Raw genomic sequence first — 20,722 nt, forward strand, 5'->3', positions numbered from 1 at the left:
TTGAGCTTTTTTGTGTATTTCCAGCGATTACAGTTGAGGATAACTCAACTGAAAGGTTCAAGAAACTGATTATTTGGGGATAAAGTCGGATAGAAAAATACTATTTTTCTTAAGCTATGTACACGCTGAGTATAACTATTAATAGGTACAGTCTATCGAAGTTTGCGAAAATAATGACATAGGTTAAAGACTTATAAAGGAAAGATTGATCAAAAAGGAGCAACTAACCTTCTTGCTCCATGTCCTTTTACATGAAGTTAATAATCTTTACATAATCCCAATGAAACATTACATAAAGTCGATTAAAAATTAATATTCACAGTTTAAGATAGGTTTTGTGGACGAGCGGATGTAGTCCAAAAAACCAAACAAAAAGGATGGGAATAAATGGATTTCAAAAAAATATCTAAATATATGTTAACTACCGGAGCAGCTCTTTTACTAGCAGCTTGTGGCGGTGGAGAAGAAGCTGGAACTGAAAGCGGAGATAATGCTGGGGGAGGAGATTTTGATACTTCTCAAACCATCAATGTTATCACACGTGAAGATGGTTCAGGTACACGCGGTGCTTTTACAGAGATCACTGGTGTTTTAGTTGCAGATGGCGACACAGAAACAGACAATACTTACGCTGGAGCAACGATTCAAAACAGTACTAACGGAGTCATGACCACTGTTGCTGGAGATCCTGTATCAATTGGTTATATCTCGTTGGGATCAATTAATGATACTGTAAAAGCATTAATGATCAATGGAGTTGAGCCAAGTACGGAAACTGTTCAAGACGGTTCATATGAAATTGCTCGTCCATTCAACATTGCATACAGCGGTGAATTGAGCGAAGTTGCACAAGACTTCTGGACATTTGTTATGAGCGCTGAAGGACAAGAGTTAGTCGTTGGAGAAGGATATGTTGAAGCTGTTTCAGATGCACCTGCATACGAAGCTGCTGAAGGACTTTCAGGAAATGTGAGTGTTGTAGGTTCAACTTCTGTAACTCCTGTAATGGAAGTATTGGTTGAAGAATATAAGAACTTAAACCCAGATGTAACGATCGATATCACATCTAACGGTTCATCTGCTGGTATGACAGCAGCAATGGATGGATCTGCTGATATTGGTATGGCTTCTCGTGAATTAAAAGAAGAAGAACTTGCTGAATTAACTGCAGAGGCGCTTGCAATTGATGGTATCGCAGTAATCGTTCACCCTGATAATTCAGTGGAAGATTTAACTACAGAACAAGTAAGACAAATTTATACTGGTGAAGTAACAACTTGGGCAGATGTTGCTGAATAAGTAAAACAATTAAAAGAAGACCAATTTTTCTGGTCTTCTTTTAGAATGTAAGAAAAAACAAGACATTCAACTTTACGAGCCTGCCTTATTGCTAAAGCAGGCTCGTTGTTTTTTTTATGGGGTAATGAAATTAGGTAAACTATTTTACAATTATCCATAAGTATACTGCCTTAAATGATATTGTATTTATGGATGATTTAATCTGTAACACAAAAAGGAGATAATCATGAAAGCAAAAAAATTAGAAGGATTTATGCAAGGTGTATTTCTATTTTCTGCCTTGATATCCGTACTATCAATTATTCTAATTATCATTTTCATGTTTGCAGGCGGAGTTCCGTTTATGATGGAATATGGATTGACTGATTTTTTGTTTGGAGAACGTTGGGCTCCTTCAAACTCGCCAGCATCATTTGGTATTTTACCAATGATTTTAGGATCAATTTTTGTAACCATCGGTGCCATTGTTATCGGTGTACCGATCGGTATTTTAACAGCTATTTTCATGGCGGAATTTTGTCCTCCAAAGCTGCACAAAATCTTAAAACCAGCTGTTAACTTAATGGCAGCTATTCCCTCAATTGTTTATGGTTTCTTTGCATTGCAACTAATTGTTCCGATCATGCGTGACATTTTTGGCGGGACTGGAATGAATATGTTGACGGCGATGATTTTACTTGGAATCATGATTTTACCGACAATTATCGGTTTATCAGAATCTAGTTTACGATCTGTACCTAGATCGTATTACACAGGAAGTATGGCTCTTGGCTCTACTCATGAACGCACGGTACTGAAAGTCATGTTGCCTGCTGCAAAATCTGGTATCATTTCTTCCGTCATTTTAGGAGTCGGAAGAGCTATCGGTGAAACGATGGCGGTCGTATTGATTGCTGGGAACCAACCGATCATCCCTCAAAACTTGACAAGCGGAGTACGTACATTAACGACGAATATTGTTCTTGAAATGGCCTATGCTGCTGGTAATCATAGAGAAGCACTCATTGCTACTGGTGTTGTGCTATTCGTATTTATCTTAATTATCAATGGAATTTTCATGATTATTAAGCGAAAGGAGTCTAAAGCATGAGCAGTAAGATTATCCGCTCTCTAGTATATTTATCCGCCACAATCACATTTGCTTCACTAGTTTTTATTTTAGTGTACATCTTTTCAAATGGACTCCCTCATTTAACAGCAGATATGTTTGCATGGGAATTTACTCCAGATAATCAATCGTTGATGCCTGCTTTGATTACGACTTTTATCGTTTTAGGACTAACGCTATTGATTGCAACTCCAATCGGTGTTTTTACAGGGTTTTATTTGGTAGAATATGCCAAAAAAGGAAATAAAGTAGTAGGAGCTATTCGTATGGCAACGGATACTTTAGCGGCCGTACCGTCAATTGTTTATGGATTGTTTGGAATGTTGTTCTTTGTAACTTTTTTAGGCTTTCAATACAGTGTGGCAGCAGGAGTGTTGACTTCTGTAATCATGGTGCTGCCTTTGATCATCCGTTCAACTGAAGAAGCATTGATGGCAGTAAATGATTCTCTTCGTGAAGCCAGTTTTGGCTTAGGAGCTGGAAAACTGAGAACGATTTTCAGAGTCGTTTTACCAGTCGCTATGCCCGGTATTTTAGCAGGAGTTATTTTAGCCAGTGGTCGAGTGATCGGAGAAACGGCTGCTTTAATGTACACCTTGGGCACTTCTTCTAATTTGCCAACTGGATTGTTTTCTTCAGGAAGAACGCTAGCTTTACACATGTATGTGTTATCAAATGAAGGTATCCATGTCAATCAATCGTTTGCTACCGGTGTAGTATTGATATTGTTTGTATTGGTCATCAACGGACTGTCAACATTTCTTAGCAATAAGCTCACAAAGGGGACTAAATAATGAGTAAAATTAGTATAAAAGATATGAATCTTTGGTATGGGGACTTTCAAGCTTTACATGGCGTAAGCTTAGAGATTCCTAAAAATGAAATCACAGCATTTATCGGGCCATCTGGGTGTGGGAAATCTACGTTGATCAAAAGCTTAAACCGAATGAATGATTTAGTAGAAGGCTGCCGAATCGAAGGAGATATTTTATTAGATGGTAAAGATATCTATAATTCGAGTACAAATGTGAATACTTTACGCAAGGATGTAGGGATGGTTTTCCAACAACCTAATCCGTTTCCAATGAGTATTTACAACAATATCGCGTATGGACCGAGAACACATGGAGTAAAAGATAAAAAAGAGTTGGATGAGATCGTTGAAAAAAGCTTGCGCGGTGCGGCTATTTGGGGTGAAGTGAAAGATGACTTAAACAAGAACTCACTCTCTATTTCTGGTGGACAACAACAAAGAATCTGTATAGCTCGAGCATTAGCTGTTCAACCAGAAGTATTATTGATGGATGAGCCAACCAGTGCATTGGATCCCATTTCAACTGCTAAAATAGAAGAATTGGTAACGGAGCTGAAAGAGAAGTATACTATAGTTATGGTTACTCACAATATGCAACAAGCATCTCGCGTTTCTGATAATACAGCCTTCTTTTTCAATGGGTACATTATTGAATCTGGTGACACCAGAAAGATGTTTACCAATCCAGAGAAAAAACAAACAGAAGACTATATTTCAGGACGATTTGGTTAGAGTAGAAAATATGTAACAGAAAGAGGTCCTTCAATGAGACAAAATTTTGAAGAAGAATTAAATGACTTACACGTTCATTTTTCTGAAATGGGCATGATGGTAAATGAAGCTATCTACAAATCGGTAAAAGCGTTTGTCAATCATGACAAAGATTTAGCGCATGCTGTAATAGAGGACGATGATGCTATCAATAACAGAGAAGCAGAGCTGGAAAATAAATGTTTTGAACTGATTGCTTTACAACAACCTGTGACGAGCGATTTACGGAAAATCATTACAGTGATGAAAGCTAGCGCGGACTTAGAGCGGATGGGAGACCACGCAGTAAGTATTTCAAAATCGACTATTCGAGTGAAAGGCAACAAACGTGTTCCAGAAATAGAAGCAGATATTGCTGATTTAGCTGAAAAAGTAAAAGAAAGTGTCGAAGTCGTTTTAGAAGCCTATCTAAAATACGATGTAGAAAAAGCCGAAGAAATTGCTTTGAACGACAGAAAGATTGATAAAGCTGCTCATACGATCACTGGAAAAGCCATTGAGGATATGAAAAGGAATTCAGAGTTGGTGATTGGGGCTACAGATTACATTTTAGTAGCAGGTTATCTAGAGCGAATCGGGGACTATGTCACGAATATTTGTGAATGGATCATTTACCATGAAACAGGAAAAGTAGTAGAGCTGAATACCAAAAATAAAGGTATCTAAGAAATACATGATGGAATTCTGTGTTTTATATTAGTTATTGTAAAAAAACTAGAAATTTTTTCAACGGACAATATTTGAATATGCAATAAAAAAAGCGTTGAAGTTACACTAACTTCAACGCTTTTTTTGTATATTTTAATTTTATGTAAAGGTTTTCCATTCATTCCCTTTACATAAAATTTACAATAAGACTATATAAGATTTACAAAGTATCGGTATTATGGATTTGAGTTAATTTTATGTATACTATTTACATACTCTATTTAAAAAAAGGTAATCTCATGGGAGGTACATGATGAAACTTAAAAAATTCCGTGTTCTTTTGACTATAATGGCCGGTTTGGTGTTGACAGCATGTGGTGAAGTAGTGGACGAAGAGTCTATCACAGCTGTGGGTTCCTCAGCTTTACAGCCATTAGTAGAAGCAGCCGGTGAACAATACAGTGCAGAAAATTTAGGGAAATTTATTAATGTTCAAGGCGGTGGTAGCGGGACTGGGTTAAGCCAAATCGCTGCAGAAGCAGTAGATATTGGAAATTCAGATATTTTTGCGGAAGAAAGCGACGGAATCGATGAGACTAAATTAGTCGACCACCGTGTTGCCGTAGTAGGTATCACACCTATAGTGACACCTGGGACTGGAGTAACAAATGTGACACTTGAAGAGTTACAGGGGATTTTTACGGGAAAAATCACCAACTGGGAAGAATTAGGCGGAGTTGATCTTCCTATTACAGTCTTGAATCGTTCATCAGGAAGCGGGACAAGAGCAACCTTTGAAAAATGGGTACTTGGAGATGACTTGAAGAGTATTGTTTCTCAAGAACAAGAATCCAGCGGGACAGTTCGTCAGATTGTGGCCAACACTCCTGGAACGATTAGTTATGTGGCTTTTTCATACGTAAATGACGATGTCGAAGCTTTGTCTATTAATGGAATTGAACCATCAGATGAAAATGTCAGTACAAATGATTGGCTCATCTGGTCTTATGAGCACATGTATACGAATGGAGAGCCCACAGGTCTTACAAAGGATTTTCTAGAGTACATGTTGTCAGAAGATGTACAAGGCGGTTTGATTGAAACATTAGGGTATATTCCCATCAACAAAATGGAAGTAGAAAGGGATTTTGAAGGGAATACAACTCCTATAGAAAATCCATAATTCAAAAAAATAGATAGTTAAAATATATGAAAGAGACGACTGTTTGAATGAACAGCGTCTTTCGTTGCGCATTAAGCGGATGAGTACAAGGAGGTTTTCTTTTTGGAAGAGACACAAAGTAAATTTATGCGAAAATCAAAAAAGCGTAAATTTGAGCAATTTGGACGGACGATCAGTTTTATTTGTATCGCTTTTATTGTGTTGATCGTATTGTCTATTTTATATTTCGTAATCAGTAAAGGGGTATCCACATTTACAACAGATGGGGTCTCTGTAACAGATTTTTTATTTGGCGATATATGGCGTCCAGGTGAAGTAGGAGAAAATGGAGAGCCGTTAGTTGGTGCCTTACCGATGATTCTTGGATCATTTTACGTAACCTTGCTTTCAGCGGTATTAGCGACTCCGTTTGCGATTGCTGCAGCTATTTATATGATTGAGATCTCTCCTAAAAACGGAAAGAAAATCTTACAGCCTGTTATTGAGTTGCTGGTTGGGATACCATCAGTTGTATATGGTTTTATTGGTTTGACTGTTATTGTCCCGTTTATCCGGAGTATTTTTGGAGGGACCGGATTTGGTATCTTGTCTGCCACCATGGTATTATTTGTGATGATTTTGCCAACAGTCACTAGCATGGCCGTTGACGCGTTAAACTCAGTACCCCGTCATTATCGTGAAGCATCCTTAGCAATGGGGGGAACTCGTTGGCAAACGATCTATAAGGTCGTTTTAAGAGCTGCTACACCAGGTTTGCTTACTGCAGTAGTATTTGGTATGGCACGTGCTTTCGGAGAAGCTTTAGCCGTTCAAATGGTCATTGGTAACGCAGCTATCGTTCCGACTGACCTGATCACTCCAGCTTCAACACTAACCAGTATCTTAACGATGAGTATGGGGAATACTGTTATGGGAACTCTAGAGAACAATGTATTGTGGTCTTTAGCTACTATCCTCTTAATCATGGCTTTATTCTTTAATATATTGACACGTTGGATCGGGAAGAAAGGGGCAATGAAATAATGAATCCAAAAAAAGTAGATAAAATTGCTGTCGGCGTTATTTATGCGATGTCGGGAGTCATTGTCTTGATTCTTGCCAGTTTGTTGTTATTCATTCTATGGCGAGGGTTGCCTCAAATTTCATGGGAATTTTTAACAGCACCTGCAAAATCTTTCCAAGTCGGCGGCGGCGTTGGAATTCAGTTGTTTAATTCATTTTACCTATTATTGTTAACTATGCTGATCAGTACACCGCTAGCATTAGGTGCGGCTATTTATTTATCAGAATATGCAAGACAAAACTGGATAACGGACTTTGTACGAACGGCTATTGAAGTATTGAGTTCATTGCCATCTGTAGTAGTAGGATTATTCGGTTTCTTGATTTTCGTTATCCAATGGGATTTCGGCTTTTCGATCCTTTCAGGAGCATTAGCCTTAACAATTTTTAACTTACCCTTATTGACCAGAACGATTGAAGATTCTTTACAAGCTATTCCGGCTACACAAAGAGAAGCAGGACTGGCTTTAGGATTATCTCGTTGGGAAACTGTTACCAGAGTTATCTTGCCCGCAGCTTTACCAGGAATCATTACTGGTATGATCTTAGCAGCTGGACGTATTTTTGGAGAAGCAGCTGCATTGATTTACACAGCTGGACAAAGTGCACCAGCATTAGATTTTACAAACTGGAATCCGCAATCCATTACTAGTCCATTAAACATTTTCCGTCCTGCTGAAACATTAGCAGTTCATATATGGAAAATCAATAGTGAAGGGGTTATGCCGGATGGAGCGGAAGTCTCTGCTGGAGCATCTGCAGTATTGATTATCGCGGTAATGTTATTCAACCTAGGGTCACGCTACTTAGGAAGAAGACTACAGAAAAAAGCCACATCCGCATAATATCAGCAGGCAATTAAACCAAAACATGTGAGAAACAGTGCTGTTTTGATATGGCCGTTTTAGTTCATGTGGTTAGTAATGAAGGAGGACTTTTAAGATGGAAAGTCAAACAACTCAAAATACAAACATTATCACTCTAAAAGAAAACGCAGAAATAGCTCTTAAAACGAATGACCTGCACGTTTGGTATGGAAACAATGAAGCCATTAAAGGTGTATCGCTAGAATTTGAGAAAAACAAAATCACTTCTTTGATAGGTCCGAGTGGGTGTGGAAAATCAACTTATTTGAGATCGTTGAATAGAATGAATGATGAAATCGAAATTGCAAAAATAACTGGTGAAATCATGTATAAAGGTGTAGATGTAAATTCGCCAAACGTTGATGTATTTGAAATGAGAAAAAACATTGGAATGGTTTTCCAAAGACCTAATCCATTCAGTAAATCCATTTATGAAAATATTGCATTTGCTTTAAAAAGACATGGTATAAAAGACAAAAACAAATTAGACGAAATCGTAGAAACTAGTTTAAAACAAGCTGCATTATGGGATCAAGTCAAAGACCAATTGCACAAAAGTGCTCTGGCTTTGTCTGGGGGGCAACAACAACGGTTGTGTATCGCACGAGCTATTGCGTTGAAACCAGATATTTTGCTGCTCGATGAGCCGGCAAGTGCGTTAGACCCGATTTCCACTGCTCAAGTAGAAGAAACGTTGCTGCAGCTAAAAGAAGACTACACAATCATTATTGTGACACATAATATGCAACAAGCTTCGCGTATCAGCGACTATACAGCTTTCTTTTATTTAGGAAATGTACTGGAATATGATGATACAAGAAAAGTATTTACACGTCCGAAAATTCAAAAAACAGAAGATTATGTTTCAGGTAATTTTGGTTAAGGAGGGAATACAAGTTGGCAATGAATGAAAAAATTATTGAAACAAATGATGTACACTTATACTATGGCAAGCATGAAGCTTTAAAAGGAATCACACTTGATTTCAATCCTAATGAAATTACTGCTCTTATTGGTCCTAGTGGGTGTGGGAAATCAACCTACTTAAGAACCCTTAATCGAATGAATGACTTGATTCAAGATGTAACGATCACTGGACAAGTTAAATATAAAGGGAATGACATTTATAGTCCTAAAACGGACACAGTAGAATTGAGAAAAAAAGTTGGGATGGTTTTTCAACAGCCCAACCCGTTTCCTTTCTCTGTTTTTGATAACGTAGCTTATGGACTCCGGATCAGCGGAATGAAAGACAAACAAAAAATCCAGCAAATCGTTGAAGAAAGCTTGAAAAAGGCCGCTGTTTGGGAAGATGTAAAAGACAAGCTCCATGACAGTGCATTAGCTTTATCTGGCGGACAACAACAAAGAGTTTGTATTGCTCGTGTGATAGCTATTGAGCCGGAGATTATTTTGTTGGACGAACCTACAAGTGCTTTAGACCCGGTTTCTAGTGGAAAGATTGAAAACATGCTGTTGGAGTTGAAAGAAAATTATACGATGATCATGGTAACGCATAATATGCAACAAGCTTCTCGTATATCGGACAACACAGCCTTTTTCTTGCAAGGACACCTTATCGAACACGGCAAGACAAGACAAATTTTTACCAATCCAAAACAACAAGAAACAGAAGATTACATTTCGGGACGTTTTGGTTAATAAAGACAAAAAAAGATGGTCAAAAGCCATCTTTTTTTTTATTTTTAGAGTGAATATTCCGAATATTTGCTTACATAGAATATTAAATATTGGATTTTTTCCTCGTTTCAGTGCATAATGAAGTATACAAAAGGGCTTTCTTAAATTAAATGTAAGAACTAAAAGAAACTATAAGATGAAGGTGATAGAAAATGAGACAGGTATTCGAAGAAGAACTAAATGATTTACACATCCACTTTTTTCAAATGGGAAAAGCAGTACATGAAGCAATTGAAAAATCTGTAGAAGCATTTATTAAGCATGACAAAGATTTAGCACAAGAAGTGATTGATAATGATGTTCACATTAATCGCCTTGAAATCGAATTGGAGAAAGATTGTATTGAGTTGATTGCATTGCAACAACCTGTTACAACAGACCTTAGAAAAATCATTACGGTGATGAAAGCTACTTCCGACTTAGAAAGAATGGCTGATCACGCTGTGAGTATCTCTAAATCGACCATTCGTGTAAAAGGAACTAAAAGAGAATACGATATTGAAAAAGGGATTCAAGAAATGTCCGTGAAAGTATTGCATATTGTGCGTAAAGTATTAGATGCTTATGTCATTTTTGATGCGCAAGAAGCGAGAAAATTAGCTTCATTAGATGTAGAAGTGGATAGGATGGGGAAAGAACTTTACACTAAGTGTATCAAGTTCATGAAAGATGATCCTGAAATCGTATTAGGTGCTACAGACTACTTACGAGTAACGACTTATTTGGAGCGTATTGGAGATTATTCGACCAATATCAGTGAATGGATCGTTTACCTAGAAACAGGAAAAGTAGTAGAGTTGAATACTCAAAATCATTTAGATGATATTTAATAGCTAAAGATAAAATAGAGCAAAGGGAAAGATCGAGCAATATGCGATCTTTTCCTTTGCTTTTTGCAAAACATATGATAATATAAACATATGAATATCCGTACATATAAAAAGAAAAGGACGACAATTATGGAACCTAATAAAGAATTGCTGTTAAGTGAAGCAACGATCCAAAAAGTCAGTAAGATGCTTAAAGTTTTAAGTGATCCTACTAGAATTACCATTCTCTATCTTCTTGATGGGGGAGAACTGAATGTAGGAGCGATAGCCGAACAGTTAGATATGGAGCAATCGGCGGTATCGCATCAATTAAAAATATTAAAATCAGCTCGACTGGTAAAGTCCAGAAGAGAAGGGAAAAATATTATTTATAGTCAAATCGATGAGCATATCTATAAAATTCTAGAGCAAGTGATCCAGCATGCACAAGAATAAAGGGATTAAATGATGCAGAAAGTTGTAAGGAGGAAATCCGATGAAAAAGTATAGCCTTCAAGGGATGCACTGTGCAAACTGTGCGAAAAAACTGGAAGCAAGATTGCAACAATTACAACACGGAGAAAAAGTTCAGGTGAATTTTTCCGATAAGGCACTCTTTGTACCTGAAGATGTGGATGTAAATGCAGTAAAAAAAATCGTGAGCGCTGAAAAAATGTACCTGAATACCACTTTTGCTCCAACAAATGGAGAGGAATCCCATCATCACCACGATGAGAAAGGACATCACCATCACCATCATATGAACTCTGGTGAAAAAGCTTCCAAAAATATGCAGTTGGTTTTTGTATTGAATCTATTGTTCTCATTAGTTGAGTTTGTGTTTGGTTTTCTCTTTAATAGTGCTGCTATACTGTCAGATGCCGTGCATGATTTAGGAGATTCGCTTTCTATTGGTTTGGCATGGGGATTCCAAAAAATCTCTAACAAAGAAGCCAATGAAAAATACAGCTTCGGACACAGAAGATTTTCATTACTAGGTGCTCTAACGACTTCTATTGTACTGATGACTGGTTCTGTGTTGGTCGTTATCCACAGTGTTCCATTGCTGTTCAATCCAGAACCTGTTAACTCACAGGGGATGTTTTGGATGGCTATCATAGCTATTGCAATCAATGGATTTGCTACTTGGTTAATGGGTAAAGGGTCATCTGCAAATGAAAGAGTCCTTAGCTTGCACATGTTAGAAGATGTTCTGGGATGGGCAGGAGTATTGATCGTCAGTGTGGTATTAAGATATCAAGAATGGTACATTCTTGATCCGCTATTATCCATTGGGATCGCGCTTTTCATACTCAGCAGAACCATCCCCAACTTTTTAAATTCTGCGAATGTATTCCTAGAATCTGTTCCAGAAGGTGTAGACATACGTCAGTTAGATAAGAAAATCCTCGGTATCGACTACGTGCATGGTGTCTCTCATTTGCATATGTGGTCGATCGATGGCGAGGAGAATGCTTTTGCTGTGACAGTGTATGTGTCTACAGAAGACGTCAATGAATTCGAAAACATTCGAGAACAGATCCGATTAATGTTAACAGATAACAATGTGACTCATTCGACAATTGAAGTCGTAGTTGACATGGAAAATTTAATTCACTAAGACACAAGACTAGTTAGAAAATGCTCCTAACTAGTCTTGTATCCTTTTAGCCAGTGGATTCTTTGCAATGCTGTAAGAAGTATGCTAGTATAGAAAAAATTTACTGTTTTTAAGAAAGGGTGGTATACATGGGTATGCATCAATACATTAAGAGCTTGAGTGATTTAGAGAATATCATTCGTTTGTCGGGAAAATTTAAATTTGAAGAGCATTCTGTAGCTGCTCACTCTTTTAAAGTGACACAAATAGCGCAATTTTTAGGGACTGTTGAGGAACAAGCTGGAAATAAAATAGATTGGCGCTCTCTTTATGAAAAATCATTGAATCATGATTATACAGAATTGTTTATCGGAGACATCAAAACACCTGTGAAGTATGCGGATCCTTCGTTAAGAGAAAAACTGGCGAATGTAGAAGAAAAAATGGCTAAGAATTTCATTGAGACCGTCATACCAGAAGAGTTTCAAAAAGCCTATATCAATCGAATGAAAGAAGGCAAAGATGAATCGTTGGAAGGCCAGATTTTAGCTGTAGCAGATAAAATCGATTTGCTGTATGAATCATTTGGAGAGATTCAAAAAGGGAATCCAGAACCTGTTTTTGATGAGATCTATGAAGAATCTTTAAGCACGATCGTTCAATACAATCATTTAGATTGTGTACAATATTTGATTAAAGAAATCTTGCCTGATCTGCTTAGTGGTGATTACATTAATCAGGCACAGATTCAAGTGATCTCTCAAAGAATCGTAGAAGGAATGGAAGAAAAAACAACTAAGTGAACAAATGTTCGATAATAAAAAGGAATTGTGATAAAATAGTAAAAGGATAGGATCCATAACATTGTCCTATTCTTTTGTTACGCGTTAAAATAAAAATGATAACCACTAAACACTAAAAATAAAGGATGTAGAAAAATGCCGAATGATAAAATTGTTGTTCATGGTGCCCGTTCACACAACTTAAAAAATATCGATCTTACGATTCCACGCGATAAACTAGTCGTCTTTACCGGACTTTCTGGTTCTGGAAAAAGTTCATTAGCTTTTGACACTCTTTATGCAGAAGGGCAAAGACGCTATGTTGAAAGTCTGTCTTCTTATGCACGACAATTTTTAGGTCAAATGGACAAACCTGATGTGGACAGCATTGACGGGTTAAGTCCAGCCATTTCGATAGATCAAAAAACAACGAGCAACAATCCGCGTTCCACTGTAGGAACTGTTACGGAAGTAAATGATTACTTACGTTTATTATATGCTCGTGTAGGACATCCGATATGTCCAAATGATGGTACCGAAATCAGCAGTCAAACGATCGAACAGATGGTAGACCGATTGATGGAATACCCTGAAAAAACAAAAATCCAAATTTTAGGCCCTGTTATCTATGGCAAAAGAGGGCAACATAAAAAAGTCTTTGAGAAAATCAAAAGCGAAGGCTATGTACGCGTCAGAGTGGATAAAGAAATGTATGATATCTCCGATGACATCGAATTGGAAAAAAATAAAAAACATGATATTGATGTTATCATAGATAGAATTGTTATCAAAGAAAGCAACCGTTCGCGCTTATTTGAGTCGTTAGAAGCGGCTTTGACATTAGCAGATGGTTACGCAATAGCAGATATTATTGGACAAGAAGAAGTTCTCTTCAGTGAACATTATGCATGTCCTTACTGCGGCTTCACAGTTGGAGATCTTGAACCGCGTTTATTCTCTTTTAATGCTCCTTTTGGGGCTTGTTCAGAATGTGATGGTCTTGGAGCAAAACTAGAAGTAGACGTTGATTTAGTGATTCCCGACCGTTCACTTAGCTTAAACGAAGACGCCATTATTCCTTGGAAGCCCATTAGTTTTAATTATTATCCACAGTTATTAAAACAAGCTTGTAAAAAGTTCAAAATCGATATGGACAAACCATTTCAAGATTTACCAGCAGAACAACAGGATTTAGTGTTAAATGGGTCAAAAGGCAAATTGTTCCACTTCCATTATAAAAGCGATTTTGGCGGTGTGAGGGATACAGAAATGCCGTTTGAAGGAGTCTTAACGAATATCCATCGTCGTTACAATGAAACGAGCAGTGACTATACACGTGAACAAATGCGTCAATATATGACTGAACTACCATGTCAAGTATGTGGCGGGAAACGGTTGAATGAGCAAGCTTTATCTGTAAAAATCAATGGGAAAAATATTGGAGAAGTGTGTGAATACCCTATTGAACATTCGGTTACGTTCTTTGACCAGTTAAAATTAAGCGAACAAGAAACCGCTATTGCTGAACCAATCGTTAAAGAGCTGCATGACCGATTAACATTCCTGAAAGATGTGGGGTTGAATTATCTGACGTTAGCTCGTACAGCTGGGACCTTATCAGGTGGAGAAGCTCAACGTATTCGATTAGCTACGCAAATTGGTTCTAACCTATCAGGTGTATTATACATTTTAGATGAGCCTTCCATTGGGTTGCATCAACGAGATAACGACCGCTTAATCGGTTCTTTGAAAAAAATGCGGGATTTGGGAAATACTCTGATCGTTGTAGAACACGATGAAGATACGATGCGGGCTGCGGATTATTTAGTAGATATTGGGCCGGGAGCAGGTAACAATGGTGGGGAAATCATTGCAACAGGAACTCCGGAAGAAGTGGAGAAAAATAAAAACTCTTTAACAGGTGCTTATTTATCCGGAGAAAAATTTATTCCGGTACCCGCTGTCCGTCGTACAGAAGACAAGGGAGCCATTCGTATTATTGGAGCCCAAGAAAATAATTTGAAAAACTTGGATGTTGATTTTCCTCTGGGCCGTTTTGTAGTAGTGACAGGAGTCTCAGGTTCAGGAAAAAGTTCTTTGGTAAACACTATTTTGAAACGAGCTCTTAAACGAGAAATCAACCGAGCGAAAAAGAAACCCGGAAAATTCAAATCGATGTCTGGATATGAATCAATCGAAAAAATTGTAAGTATCGACCAAAGTCCGATTGGACGTACTCCTCGAAGCAATCCAGCCACATATACAAGTGTGTTTGACGATATCCGAGATTTATTCGCCAGTACCAATGAAGCGAAAATAAGAGGATACAAAAAAGGCCGTTTTAGTTTCAATGTAAAAGGCGGACGCTGTGAAGCTTGTAAAGGTGACGGTATTTTGAAAATTGAAATGCATTTCTTGCCGGATGTATATGTTCCTTGTGAAGTGTGTCATGGTGCACGCTATAATTCTGAAACGCTTGAAGTCAAATATAAAGGAAAAAGCATCTCTGATGTATTGAACATGACGATTGACGATGCTGTAGTATTTTTTAAAGCAATTCCAAAAATCCATCGCAAATTGCAAACCATCGTGGATGTTGGACTGGGGTATGTTACTTTAGGACAATCTGCTACGACATTATCAGGTGGGGAAGCCCAACGGATGAAATTAGCCAGTGAACTGCATAAACGCTCAAATGGAAAAAATTTCTACATTCTGGATGAACCGACTACCGGATTGCATACAGATGACATCGCACGTTTATTGGAAGTTTTGGACAGATTAGTAGAAGCTGGAAATACTGTTCTTGTGATCGAACATAATCTCGATGTTATAAAAACAGGAGATTACGTGATTGATTTAGGCCCTGAAGGTGGAGAAGACGGCGGTACTATCGTTGCTAAGGGAACACCTGAAGATGTGGCTGCTGTTAAAGAAAGCTACACTGGAAAATATTTAAAAGAAGTTTTACAGAAAGTTAAATCCAAAAAATAATGTTCATTCGTACAACTAATTAAACAGGAGACTGCAACAATCGTTATGCCAGCGATTGTTGCAGTCTCCTGTTTTAAACGTATAGTACAGATTGCGGTTCTGCAACAGTTGATGTTGGTAAATAAAAATAGATTCCTTTTCAGGGCTTGAAGACAAGCATTTTTTACAAGTTTGCTTTTGATTTTTTAATTAATCTCTTTATGGTAAAATGAAATAGAGAGAAAGCCTTCCTTAGCTAAGACTATGTAAGGCTTATAAAATCGTTCTTAAGTCCTATGACTTTTTTCCCTTAGTATTGCATAATACGTATATAGCAAAGAACTTGAATAACTTAGCGCATATGAAACATTCAGGTAGTCTGATGGAAAGCATAAGGAGGAAAATGAACATGAAAGAAAGAGAAAGAATTCTTGAGCTCGTTAAAGAAGGCATTATTTCAACTGAAGAAGCTTTATTGCTTTTAGAAAATATGGCTAAAAAAGAAGGCAAAGAAGCTGTCAAAAAAGACCAAACTTCTGCAACTGAAGCTGAAACAGTAACGGAACAGAAAGATGAATCGGCTATTGAACCAGAAGGATTTGATACAGAAGAAGCTTATGAGAACGGCAAAGAACGTTTAGAAGCTGAAAAAGAAAAAGATCGCGAACGATTGGAAACGATTTTAGAAGAATTGGCAAACAAAGCATCAGCTTACTCTGTACAATTAGATAAATTAAACAGTGAAATCAATGAAACAAAACGCAACAAAGATTTGTTAGATGAAAAATTGATGGTTCTTCAAACGATGGAAGACTTAGATGAATTAGCTCCTGAAAAAGAAGATGAAATGGATTCATTAGAAGGCGATATTGATGTTCTGGAAGCAGAACTAGATGAGTTGTATGAAGAACGTGAAGAGTTAGAAGAACGTATGAAAACAGTGAAGAAAAAACAGTGGAAAACGCAAACGAAACAAGTCTCTGAAAAATTTGAAATTCCAGACGAGTGGAAAGATACAGCACAAAAAACTTTTACAGATGTGAATGAAAAAGTTACTGAAGCCGGAACTCAATTTGGTAAATTTATCAAGACCAGCTTGTCTCAAGTCATGGATAACATGGAGTGGAAGGATGTTAATGTCCGTATGCCTGGATTGGTATCCACTAAATTCACACATGAATTCTATTATCCAGAAACAACGGCTACTATTATCAACCTAAAAGTAGCGAATGGAAATGTACAATTCAAATCTTGGGATAGTCAAGACATCAAAGTGGAAGCTGATATTAAATTATATGGCAAACAAGAAGCTGGCGTAGAACCTTTGGAAGCTTTTGAAAAAAGAAGCAAAGTAGAATTAACAGAAGAATCATTTACTTTCCACGTTCCAAATAAAAGCGTCCGAACAGACATCGTTGTCTACCTGCCTAAAAGAGCTTACGACCATACTGCTCTTAAATTGTTGAATGGCAATGTGAAGTTCGAAGTATTTGAAGGGAAAGACGTCTATGTGAAATCTACCAACGGATCATTGACGTTTGAAAAAACAACTGCAACAATGTTGGAAGCGGAAGGTGTTAATGGTTCAGTAGATGTCTTAGATAGTCAAATTCGCGACTTATTGGTTCGCAGTGTAAATGGCAACATTGTGATTCGAGGAAATTACAAGAGCAGCAACTTATCTACTGTAAATGGAACAGTCAAAGTAACTCTGACTGGTAAAGACATAACTCGTTTAGAAGCAACTTCTGTGAATGGAACAGCGAAAGTATCACTTCCAAAAACAAGCAGTGTTGAAGGCGAAGCAAAAACGAACTTTGGTTCCATTCAAAATCGCATGGGTGACATTGAAGTTCTGAAAGAAAAGAAAGACCACACTAACCGTTCATTGATCTTCAGAAGAGTTACCGAAGAAGCACCTATTTATTTGAAAATAGGAACTACTACTGGTAGTGTAATGCTTAAAGATGGCGAATAAAGCGAACGGATAGACTAAAAGACAAAACTTAAAGGCAAAGGAGTGGAAACCATTGAAAAAATTGTATAAATCAAAAGATGATCGTATGGTATCAGGTGTTATTGGAGGAATTGCAGAATATTTTGATATCGATTCAACATTATTGCGTTTGATCTATGCTGTAGCATTATTTGTTGGAATCGGGTCACCAGTATTATTGTATATTATTCTGGCTATTGTCATTCCAGAACCTAAAATTGACCGAAAAAGACCAGAACGCAATAACCCTAAAGGGTACTACAAAACAAATGCATCACGAAAAAGCTCTCCTAAAGAAGCTGAAAAAGTTGAAGATGATGACTGGAGTGACTTTTAGTGAAGTTTTGGCAAAGAATCATTGTTAATGCTTTAGTATTTCTAGCATTATCAGGTTTGCTTCAAGCAAACTTCTACGTTGGAAGTGTTTGGGTTGCGTTAGGAGCTAGTATAGTTCTAGCATTGTTAAACATGACGTTAAAACCGATACTGTTTATTCTGTCATTACCGATTACCATTATCAGTTTAGGTCTGTTTAGTATCGTGATCAATGCAGTCATGCTCAGCTTAACAGCAGCGATTATGGGGAATGGATTTTACTTTTCTTCATTCTGGACAACGATGCTTGTCGCGTTGATTTTATCTTTAGTCAATACATTCTTTAACAACCGTACAACAGTGAATATTTATCGAGATTAATTAAAAATAAGAAAAGATTTGGAGCAAATCTTTTCGGTAGCGACCCTCAAAAATTAGAGTAATATCTAATCTTCGGGGGTCTTTTTTTAGGGTAAATCGGCTCTTCGTCTTCTAATATGGATAAAGAAATTTCTACCGGCCTATGGGGTCGCTTATGGAAAGCCTTGAGCCAAAAATCATGTCTTAAGTCTGGATGTATCTGAAGTCAAAACAGATAAACAGTCGTACAATAAAATTTAACTTTTGAGACCAGCATCTCTCAAGCCTTTTTGGTATGTACTAAAGTTATTTTTTTATGAAATGGATACTATTCGGTCTTTATTAATCCAAGTCTATCGGTTGTATTTAAAACTCTTGCGGTTCTATTTTTGTAGTATACCTTTCAAGGTGTGTCGGAAAATGTTAAAATAGGTTATCTCAATGGAAAATATAAAATATGAATTTTTATACGAATTTGAAAAAATAGGAGGTTTAAAATATGACTAGAAGTGTTAAAGTTTCTGAATTAGTCAAAGATGTCTCACTTGAAATTATTGCTGGTCATGATTACTTAGATCGAGAAATAAAAATAAGCGATTTGTCTCGTCCTGCTTTAGAATTGACGGGGTATTTTAGTTATTATCCATCAGACCGCATTCAGTTGTTTGGACGGACTGAGATTTCATTTATGGAGAAAATGACGGATGACGAACGTCTGATCGTGATGCGTCGCATTTGTCATGAAGAAACACCAGCTCTATTAGTATCTAGAGGACTGGAGCCGCCGTGGGGGTTTATTCAAGCTGCAGAAGAAGCAAAGATTCCAGTCTTGAAATCTGAAAATCCGACCACAAGATTGTCGAGTAATGTTACGAATTACTTAGAAGATCGTATTGCCACTCGCTTATCTGTACATGGGGTATTGGTAGATATTTATGGGATGGGAGTTTTGATCACCGGAGACAGCGGGATTGGAAAAAGTGAGACAGCTTTAGAATTGATTCAAAGAGGGCACCGTTTAGTGGCTGATGATCGGGTTGATTTGTATATGTTAGATGAACATCGCATTGTTGGAGAACCACCTGAAGTGTTGGCGCATTTAATTGAAATCCGTGGTGTAGGGATTATTGATGTCATTAATTTATTTGGTGTAGGCTCTATTCGAACCAGTAAAACAGTCAATTTAGTAGTGGATTTAAAAATGTGGGATAAAGAAGTTCAATTTGACCGTTTAGGCAGTGCGGATGAAAATAATCGATACTTTAACGTGGACATCCCTAAAATATCTATACCGGTCCGTACAGGACGAAATTTAGCAATCATCATTGAAGTAGCTGCGAAGAACTTTAGAGCTAAACAAATGGGATACGATGCTATTGAAACTTTAAACAAGAATTTAGAGCAGTTGATCAAAAAAAATTCTGTCGTGAACGATGAAGACTAAAAAAAGATAAAAAACAGGTATAGCAGAGATTATTTTTCGTGGATTCTTCCTTGGAAAATAATCTTCTTGCTGAATATGGAACAGTTGTGCAGACCAACTGAAAGTAAAAAGAATTACAAATGTCTAGAATGAAATGGAGAATAAATGATGAATGATGTGTACGAACCGCTGAATCCAATTGCTCTTAAACTAGGACCTTTAGAAATTCATTGGTATGGAGTAATCATCGCACTGGCAATATTTGTAGCGATTTTTCTAAGCATGAAAGAGGCTGAAAAAAGAGGGATAGAAGAAGACACAATTATTGATATGGCCCTTTGGACGATTCCAATTGCTTTTGTAGGTGCTAGATTGTACTACGTGCTCTTCGAAATAGGTTATTACCTAGAAAACCCTTCTCAGATTATCGCGATTTGGAATGGCGGAATTGCGATATATGGAGGTCTGATTGCTGGAGGACTGACCGTCTACTGGTTTACCAAAAAGAAAAATATCTCCCTTTGGCTGATGCTGGATATTTTAGCACCGCACGTTTTACTGGCACAAGCAATTGGTCGTTGGGGAAACTTTATGAACCAAGAAGCTCATGGCGGGGAAGTTACCAGAGGATTTTTAGAAAACCTGATGCTGCCGGAATTTATTATCAATCAAATGGAAATCAATGGAATTTATTACCACCCAACCTTTTTGTATGAGTCTTTATGGAGCTTAGTGGGATTTGTTGTGATCGTATTATTACGCAACCGCAAGCACTTATTGCTGCAAGGCGAAGTGGCTTTGAGCTATGCTATGTGGTATTCATTTGGTCGTTTCTTTATCGAAAATATGCGTACGGACAGCTTGTATATTCCTGGTACACCGATTCGAGTTTCGCAAATGTTGAGTGTAGTGATTTTCGCAGCGGCTTTGATCATTTGGATCTATCGTCGCCGAGATTATCCTAAAAAACCTTATTACACTGATGGAATACTGAAAGTGAAAAAATAGACTT

General features: G+C 37.4%; 20 protein-coding genes. All 20 read left to right on the forward strand.

Features of this window, described 5'->3' with window-relative positions:
* Positions 1–387 precede the first annotated feature (387 nt).
* A complete protein-coding gene (locus ACEN4L_RS02990; protein ID WP_407095867.1) occupies positions 388–1,299 on the forward strand; it encodes a substrate-binding domain-containing protein in 912 nt (303 codons plus the stop codon).
* Between the two features lie 226 nt (positions 1,300–1,525).
* Positions 1,526–2,389, forward strand: coding sequence for a phosphate ABC transporter permease subunit PstC (pstC, locus tag ACEN4L_RS02995; RefSeq protein ID WP_407095868.1), 864 nt, complete (start codon positions 1,526–1,528; stop codon positions 2,387–2,389).
* A complete protein-coding gene (gene pstA, locus ACEN4L_RS03000) occupies positions 2,386–3,201 on the forward strand; it encodes a phosphate ABC transporter permease PstA (RefSeq protein ID WP_407095869.1) in 816 nt (271 codons plus the stop codon). The genes pstC (ACEN4L_RS02995) and pstA (ACEN4L_RS03000) overlap by 4 nt, the downstream gene beginning before the upstream one ends.
* Positions 3,201–3,953, forward strand: coding sequence for a phosphate ABC transporter ATP-binding protein PstB (gene pstB, locus ACEN4L_RS03005; RefSeq protein ID WP_407095870.1), 753 nt, complete (start codon positions 3,201–3,203; stop codon positions 3,951–3,953). The genes pstA (ACEN4L_RS03000) and pstB (ACEN4L_RS03005) overlap by 1 nt, the downstream gene beginning before the upstream one ends.
* A 33-nt stretch (positions 3,954–3,986) precedes the next feature.
* On the forward strand, positions 3,987–4,658 hold the full coding sequence (gene phoU, locus ACEN4L_RS03010) for a phosphate signaling complex protein PhoU (protein WP_407095871.1): 672 nt from the start codon (positions 3,987–3,989) through the stop codon (positions 4,656–4,658).
* A 295-nt stretch (positions 4,659–4,953) separates the two neighbouring features.
* Positions 4,954–5,823: a phosphate ABC transporter substrate-binding protein PstS family protein gene (locus tag ACEN4L_RS03015; RefSeq protein WP_407095872.1), complete on the forward strand. Its 870-nt coding sequence runs from the start codon at positions 4,954–4,956 to the stop codon at positions 5,821–5,823.
* Positions 5,824–5,949: 126 nt separating this feature from the next.
* Positions 5,950–6,846, forward strand: coding sequence for a phosphate ABC transporter permease subunit PstC (pstC, locus tag ACEN4L_RS03020; protein WP_407095942.1), 897 nt, complete (start codon positions 5,950–5,952; stop codon positions 6,844–6,846).
* Complete coding sequence (gene pstA / locus ACEN4L_RS03025; RefSeq protein ID WP_407095873.1) at positions 6,846–7,730, forward strand: phosphate ABC transporter permease PstA; 885 nt, start codon at positions 6,846–6,848, stop codon at positions 7,728–7,730. The genes pstC (ACEN4L_RS03020) and pstA (ACEN4L_RS03025) overlap by 1 nt, the downstream gene beginning before the upstream one ends.
* Positions 7,731–7,827: 97 nt before the next feature.
* Positions 7,828–8,634: a phosphate ABC transporter ATP-binding protein PstB gene (gene pstB / locus ACEN4L_RS03030; RefSeq protein WP_407095874.1), complete on the forward strand. Its 807-nt coding sequence runs from the start codon at positions 7,828–7,830 to the stop codon at positions 8,632–8,634.
* 20 nt (positions 8,635–8,654) lie between these two features.
* Complete coding sequence (gene pstB / locus ACEN4L_RS03035; RefSeq protein WP_407095943.1) at positions 8,655–9,413, forward strand: phosphate ABC transporter ATP-binding protein PstB; 759 nt, start codon at positions 8,655–8,657, stop codon at positions 9,411–9,413.
* A 191-nt stretch (positions 9,414–9,604) separates the two neighbouring features.
* Complete coding sequence (phoU, locus tag ACEN4L_RS03040) at positions 9,605–10,282, forward strand: phosphate signaling complex protein PhoU (RefSeq protein ID WP_407095875.1); 678 nt, start codon at positions 9,605–9,607, stop codon at positions 10,280–10,282.
* Between the two features lie 129 nt (positions 10,283–10,411).
* A complete protein-coding gene (locus tag ACEN4L_RS03045; protein ID WP_407095876.1) occupies positions 10,412–10,717 on the forward strand; it encodes an ArsR/SmtB family transcription factor in 306 nt (101 codons plus the stop codon).
* Positions 10,718–10,757: 40 nt separating this feature from the next.
* Positions 10,758–11,882, forward strand: a complete 1,125-nt coding sequence (locus ACEN4L_RS03050; protein WP_407095877.1) for a cation diffusion facilitator family transporter — start codon at positions 10,758–10,760, stop codon at positions 11,880–11,882.
* Between the two features lie 128 nt (positions 11,883–12,010).
* Positions 12,011–12,664 carry a YfbR-like 5'-deoxynucleotidase gene (locus tag ACEN4L_RS03055; protein ID WP_407095878.1) on the forward strand — a complete coding sequence of 218 codons (654 nt, stop codon included), beginning with the start codon at positions 12,011–12,013 and terminating at the stop codon, positions 12,662–12,664.
* A 135-nt stretch (positions 12,665–12,799) separates the two neighbouring features.
* The gene (gene uvrA, locus ACEN4L_RS03060) at positions 12,800–15,637 is read left to right on the forward strand and encodes an excinuclease ABC subunit UvrA (RefSeq protein ID WP_407095879.1); all 2,838 of its coding nucleotides are present in this window, start codon (positions 12,800–12,802) and stop codon (positions 15,635–15,637) included.
* Between the two features lie 388 nt (positions 15,638–16,025).
* Positions 16,026–17,594 carry a daptomycin-sensing surface protein LiaX gene (gene liaX, locus ACEN4L_RS03065; RefSeq protein ID WP_407095880.1) on the forward strand — a complete coding sequence of 523 codons (1,569 nt, stop codon included), beginning with the start codon at positions 16,026–16,028 and terminating at the stop codon, positions 17,592–17,594.
* Between the two features lie 52 nt (positions 17,595–17,646).
* Complete coding sequence (locus ACEN4L_RS03070; RefSeq protein WP_407095881.1) at positions 17,647–17,949, forward strand: PspC domain-containing protein; 303 nt, start codon at positions 17,647–17,649, stop codon at positions 17,947–17,949.
* Positions 17,949–18,308: a phage holin family protein gene (locus ACEN4L_RS03075; RefSeq protein WP_407095882.1), complete on the forward strand. Its 360-nt coding sequence runs from the start codon at positions 17,949–17,951 to the stop codon at positions 18,306–18,308. The genes ACEN4L_RS03070 and ACEN4L_RS03075 overlap by 1 nt, the downstream gene beginning before the upstream one ends.
* Before the next feature lie 478 nt (positions 18,309–18,786).
* Positions 18,787–19,731, forward strand: coding sequence for an HPr(Ser) kinase/phosphatase (gene hprK / locus ACEN4L_RS03080; RefSeq protein WP_407095883.1), 945 nt, complete (start codon positions 18,787–18,789; stop codon positions 19,729–19,731).
* Positions 19,732–19,878: 147 nt separating this feature from the next.
* Positions 19,879–20,718, forward strand: coding sequence for a prolipoprotein diacylglyceryl transferase (lgt, locus tag ACEN4L_RS03085; RefSeq protein ID WP_407095884.1), 840 nt, complete (start codon positions 19,879–19,881; stop codon positions 20,716–20,718).
* Positions 20,719–20,722: the final 4 nt, after the last annotated feature.

The sequence above is a fragment of the Desemzia sp. FAM 23988 genome, assembly GCF_045528365.1.
Taxonomy (GTDB): Bacteria; Bacillota; Bacilli; order Lactobacillales; family Carnobacteriaceae; genus Desemzia.